The organism is Lysinibacillus sp. GbtcB16 (assembly GCF_019091145.1).
Lineage (GTDB): Bacteria > Bacillota > Bacilli > Bacillales_A > Planococcaceae > Lysinibacillus > Lysinibacillus fusiformis.
In genome coordinates this window covers 1-266 of the sequence record NZ_JAGXJV010000470.1, presented here as the reverse complement: position 1 = coordinate 266, position 266 = coordinate 1, and the positions used below count along the sequence as shown (strand labels likewise).

Sequence of the window (266 nt, the reverse complement as noted above, 5' to 3'; positions counted from 1 at the left end):
ATGAACCAATTAATAAAGAATTTTCTATGGAGAAAGCCATTGAAATGTGGACACTTGCTGAACCAGGGTGCTATGATTTTGAGTTAGATGAGATGGTAGGTACTGCTGGTGGAATGCTGGGAAAAGGAAAAGGTATTTCCCTGATGGTAAATTGGTGGGAAAATCCTAAGGAAAAAACCGTCAACTATTTAGTAATTGGTTTTTCAAACAAGGTCTTTTTGAAATATAAGGATAAAATAGTAGTGGTATTTCAAAAGCTGGTATCA

1 pseudogene is annotated in these 266 nt (G+C 35.3%); it reads left to right on the top strand.

Annotated features, from left to right (window positions below):
* Window positions 1–26: 26 nt before the first annotated feature.
* Window positions 27–266: pseudogene (locus KVT27_RS24940) on the top strand (hypothetical protein); the annotation flags it as partial.